Origin of the sequence: Chloroflexus sp. (genome assembly GCF_049970315.1) — a bacterium.
In the GTDB taxonomy this organism is placed as follows: Bacteria; Chloroflexota; Chloroflexia; order Chloroflexales; family Chloroflexaceae; genus Chloroflexus.
In genome coordinates, this window is the sequence record NZ_JBMFNE010000031.1 from 39,120 (window position 1) to 43,774 (window position 4,655).

The window sequence follows — 4,655 nt, forward strand, 5'->3', positions numbered from 1 at the left end:
CAGCGTATAGACCACCTGATCGCCGACTTGGACCACGCTCGGCGCGACCGCTTTGGTTAACACCAGGTCGGGGAGTGCATCAGGAGAATCTGGTGGTGGAATGACCGGCGTGTTGGTCGGTGGCACCACCGGCGTGTTGGTCGGCGGCACCACCGGCGTGTTGGTCGGCGGCACCACCGGCGTGTTGGTCGGCGGCACCACCGGCGTGTTGGTCGGTGTGCGTGTTGGTGGTTCAGCCGTGCTTGTTTCAGTAATGCTCAACGGCGGTGCTGCATCAACCATGACCGGCGATGTTGACAACAGTGCGGCCAAGAAAAGAAGGCCGCCCAGGATAATGGGAATGATGCGCCAGATCGTATCTCTCATAACAAATGTGACTCCCTATCGCCCGATCAGCGGAATGAAGTATCGGTACTGTTGGCTTATAGTACCACGCGGCTGTAACGGACCATATTCGTGGAAGGTACCATTTGTTTCAATTTCGACCAGCCAATACGAGTACGCGACACCGTTCACCGCAGTGTGATCACTAAACTGATAAGTAGCACCGCTACCCGCACTACCCTGCGCCGGAATGGGTAAAGGGGTGAGCAACTGTGCTTTTTCACGTTCACCAATTGAACGATAGATGAGAAAACCACGTGTATTTACTTCTGCACCGGTAGCCCAGATGATATCCCAGCCTTGATTGGTAGCGACGAGTCGAAACTCGGTCAGCACAATAGCTGTGGGCGGTGCATCGGGTGGTGGCGTGCTTATGCGAGTTGGATCGTCAGATGTCGTTGTGGTTGGGTCATCACTTGGTGTGGTTGACACATTTGCACCGCTCGCCGTTGCTTGATTGATGATTGCGGTGACAGTAGCCGGTAATGGTGTATTGACTTGCACACGGAAAGTGACGGTGAGACTGGCGTTTACATCAAGTGATGCGAGGGTGACTCGTACAAAGGTATCACCAACGTTATTCCCTTGAGCAACGATAGCCGGAGGTGTTGCCGTTACGCTACCGGTGATCAGGGTCGTATTGACATCAGGCGTATCGGCGACCAAGAGTTGTAGGGCTACTTCGGGACCGGTGTTGGTTAGAATCAAGATGTACTCGATCACATCACCGGCACCTGCCAGGCCATCGTTATTCCCATCGACAACGATGGTGGCCCGCTTAGTAAGAAGCACAGCAGTACTACCAGGGATGCGGGTCTCATCACTCGCCGTCACCGACGGGCGAGGTTGGTTGGCGCTGTCGGTGTAGGTGAGCGTGGCAGTGTTAGTCAGTGTAACCGGCCCGCTCGCCGTGACTAGCCCCGTCACGGTGACACTACCGCTTGCGCCGGACGTTAGCGGGTTGGTGAGTGTAAAGGTCACTACGCCGCCGCTCGCACTACAACTACCGAGCGAACCGGCATCACAGCTTTGGAACGAGACACCGGTGGGCAGCGTGTCGCTTATCACCACATTATGGGCCGCACCCACCCCAGTGTTAGTAAAGGTAAGGGTATAGGTCAGCGTCTGACCGGGCGCGGTGATCGACATGCCGTCGGTCTTACTGAGGACCATTTGGGGTTGGGGTGGCACCGTCGTCTCATCACTCGCCGTCACCGACGGGCGAGGTTGGTTGGCGCTGTCGGTGTAGGTGAGCGTGGCAGTGTTAGTCAGTGTAACCGGCCCGCTCGCCGTGACTAGCCCCGTCACGGTGACACTGCCGCTTGCGCCGGACGTTAGCGGGTTGGTGAGTGTAAAGGTCACTACGCCGCCGCTCGCACTACAACTACCGAGCGAACCGGCATCACAGCTTTGGAACGAGACACCGGTGGGCAGCGTGTCGCTTATCACCACATTATGGGCCGCACCCACCCCAGTGTTAGTAAAGGTAAGGGTATAGGTCAGCGTCTGACCGGGCGCGGTGATCGACATGCCGTCGGTCTTACTGAGGACCATTTGGGGTTGGGGTGGGATATTGTCGGTATCACTGGTCGAGACGGATGGATACGGATTATTGAGCTGATCTGTATACGAGAGCGTCGCTGTATTGGTAATTGATCCACCTGCTCCAGGATCTACCTGTACTGTTACCGATACTGTACCACTACTACCGGCGACCACCGGGTTGGTCAAGGTGAAGGTTACCACGCCTCCGCTCTCGCTGCACGAGCCGGCGAGACTGCCCATAGAGCAGCTCTGATAACTCACCCCGGTGGGTAGCGTGTCAGTAATCACCACATTGAACGCAGCACCGGGAGAAGGTGTAGTATGGCTTGTGTTGGTAAAAGTAAGGGTATAGGTCAGGGTTTGGCCAGGCGCTGTGAGGGTAGTGCCGTCGGTTTTGCTCAATTCCATGCGAGGTGTTGGTGGTTGGGTCAGAAATCCAATAACACCGGTCTGACCTTCTTGAATAAACTGATTGTTAGGGTTAACACAAGTGACAATTCGCCACCAACCAGACTCGGGGTTCGCGAAAGCATTACCACCGCGCGTACTTCCCGTCCCACCGTTCCATACTGCATTACTGGATATAGTGCCGGTAATTCCTCCCGTCAATCCATTAGGATCGTAAGTGTCACTTGGTGCATAATAACGAACGCGGATATTGCCATCCATGTCAAAGTTGTGAAACGTCACACTACTTTGACCGGGGTTGACATATTCATATAAGGTTATGCAGGCCCCAGAAGCATTATCATGCTGAAATGTGGTTGCCGAAATGCCGATCAATAATTCATCACCGGTACCCGGGTTACCGTCGGGGTTATCGTAGTTTAGTGGTGGTGAATTATTTGGATCGTTGTCATTGTCGGTGCCAAATCGTAACCGCCAGCTATTATCGGCGTTACCACCGGTCTGGGCACGTAGAATGTAGGTGCCGCATGTTACCGGTGCTGGGATCGTGTACAATCGTGTCCATTGCGGCCCAATAGTATTGGAGTTGTAAGTCTGCTGGATCAAGGAACCGGTTGCCAATGGGCCCGGTTGCGTTGGCGGATTAAGGACTGTGCCCGGTTGATATACCTCGAACGTGGTAGTCCCGGAGGTGGTAATCTCATCGCTCACCCCGCCACCACTGGTGTTGTTTAAATCGGGATGAAACAGATCAATATGCACAGGATTGTTGGGATCCCAGCCGCAGGGTACGTGCAAGGTGATGTAGTGATAGCCGTTACCGGCACCGGTACTGTTGTTGGTGTACCAATCACCGATACCCAAACCTCGACTTGGACTAGATGTTTGTAAATACATCAGTGAACCGCTTGGTGGTAGTTCAACGGCATTTGCAATCTGGTTAGTAAGTGTAGGTAAAGCTAGCACAACTGCCCAGATGAACAATAGCATAAAATTGATGCGTCGTTTCATGACGAATTCTCCCTTGGCTTTCCCCTAATAGGGTGTGATCTGAGGGGGATTGTAAAATGCACATAAACGTAAATTCTCACCGAATTATAGTACATATTGACTGATTTGTAAATTCATGGTCATATCTGACAGGTGTTCTAACTGTCAAAAAATTAACCTTTTGAATTGATTTGTATAAATTAATTGTAATCTTGCAAGATGTACTACAATTATTTCACAATTATATCTATTACGGAGTGACCACAGTGCCAACAATTACCACTCGCCACGGAGCACTTCACTATCTTATTGCTGGTCAGGGAGCGCCGTTTGTTTTAATCCACGGTAATACCTACACAGCAGCAACCCAAGTTCGGTTAGCGCAGCGCTTCGCCGATCGATTCACTGTCTACTCATTCGACTTACTCGGCCATGGTGGTTCAGCTCGTCCGCCCGATCTGTTTACACCGCGCTACTTTCAAATGCAGGGTGAAGCCGTAGCAGATGCGCTCACCGGTCTGTTTCACGAGCCAGTTCCCGTGTTTGGGATGAGCGCTGGGGGTATTAGCGCTCTGAATGCCATTTGTATCAGGCCGGATTGCATAGCGGCTTTGATCCTCGATGGAGTATTTGCGCGTGTCACCGCCGCAACCTATCAGGCACACCGGCAAGCAACTGCCAGTATGTCACCAAGTTGGCACCGCTACATGGCCGGTCAGCATGGCGCCGATTGGTGGCCGATTCTCAATGCGGGCGTCGAGGCCGTCATCGAGCAGCTCGCCGCGCAAGAAGCTCTCGTGACGCCTTGCCTCGATCAAATCAAGGTACCAGTGATTATTTTTCACGGTGGGAAAGATCCGTTTGTACCGGACGAACAAGCCCGCGCGGTTGCCGCCGGGATCCGCGGGGCACGGATTGTGTATGAGCCAGAGGCTGGGCACTTGATCGCATGGCGTAACCCTGACGCCTTTCGAGCAAGGGTAGAGCGATTTTTGGCGGAACACGGCCTTGTGCGGGTAGAGCGATAGAACGAGGGTTGTGATCGCATCTTACGAACAACCTTTTGGTGAGTACCCCATCGACGATATGGCGATGGGGTACTGAATGATGGATTGCTAGCGCGCAATAGCTGGGATGAAGATCGTATAGCGTGGTGGGCCGTCAACTGGGGGTGCGCTGGCTGAGGTGACTGTTATCGTAAAACTACCGGAAGCGGTGTTGCCGGCGGCATCGGTAGCCGTACAGGTGACGGTGGTGGTGCCGAGGGGAAAGGTGCTGCCGCTGGCCGGCGTGCAGGTGACAGCGACCGCCCCGCTGACTGCATCAAC

The 4,655-nt window shown here is 53.8% G+C and carries 3 protein-coding genes and 1 pseudogene; 1 reads left to right on the top strand and 3 read right to left on the bottom strand.

Annotated features, from left to right (window positions below):
- Together ACP5OT_RS16225 and ACP5OT_RS16230 are read right to left on the bottom strand one after the other, a co-directional pair.
- Positions 1-366, bottom strand: a pseudogene (locus ACP5OT_RS16225) (DUF11 domain-containing protein); the annotation flags it as partial.
- A gap of 15 nt (positions 367-381) precedes the next feature.
- Positions 382-3,348, bottom strand: coding sequence for a hypothetical protein (locus ACP5OT_RS16230; RefSeq protein WP_428132733.1), 2,967 nt, complete (start codon positions 3,346-3,348; stop codon positions 382-384).
- 245 nt (positions 3,349-3,593) lie between these two features.
- On the opposite strand from ACP5OT_RS16230, the gene ACP5OT_RS16235 reads away from it, so the two are divergent.
- Positions 3,594-4,355 carry an alpha/beta fold hydrolase gene (locus tag ACP5OT_RS16235; RefSeq protein ID WP_428132736.1) on the top strand — a complete coding sequence of 254 codons (762 nt, stop codon included), beginning with the start codon at positions 3,594-3,596 and terminating at the stop codon, positions 4,353-4,355.
- An 87-nt stretch (positions 4,356-4,442) separates the two neighbouring features.
- On the opposite strand, the gene ACP5OT_RS16240 is transcribed toward ACP5OT_RS16235, so the two are convergent.
- Positions 4,443-4,655, bottom strand: a 213-nt coding sequence (locus ACP5OT_RS16240; protein ID WP_428132738.1) for an HYR domain-containing protein, incomplete at its 5' end; no start/stop codon positions are given.

Coding starts and splice junctions, on each gene's coding strand:
- ACP5OT_RS16230 (WP_428132733.1), bottom strand. CDS start 3,348: ATGAAACGACGCATCAATTTTATGCTATTGTTCATCTGGGCAGTTGTG.